Source organism: Pseudomonas sp. 2995-3, from assembly GCF_002742565.1.
GTDB classification, from domain to species: Bacteria; Pseudomonadota; Gammaproteobacteria; order Pseudomonadales; family Pseudomonadaceae; genus Aquipseudomonas; species Aquipseudomonas edaphica.
In genome coordinates this window covers 1-259 of record NZ_LJSB01000362.1, presented here as the reverse complement: position 1 = coordinate 259, position 259 = coordinate 1, and the positions used below count along the sequence as shown (strand labels likewise).

General features: G+C 37.5%; 1 protein-coding gene. It reads right to left on the bottom strand.

Annotation, left to right across the window (positions count from 1 at the left end):
• The coding region (locus AOA62_RS29735; RefSeq protein ID WP_305886552.1) for an OB-fold nucleic acid binding domain-containing protein at positions 1-259 on the bottom strand (259 nt) is incomplete at both ends.

Below are 259 nucleotides of genomic sequence, written 5' to 3'. Positions count from 1 at the left end.
ATTTACAATTACTTCTACATTACCTGTAGGGATTTTTTCATTTACGTTACTTTCTTCTCTACGAATAACTTTACCTTTAATTTCAATAACATATTCGTTTCTAACCTTCTCCCCTACACTTAGGGCTTCTGGATTTTCCTCACCGTTAAATACAATTTGCACGTGACCAGTACGGTCACGGAGATCTACGAAGATAACTTGTCCAAGATCGCGGCGTTTCTTCACCCAACCTTGTAAACAAACTTCCTCTCCTATTAAA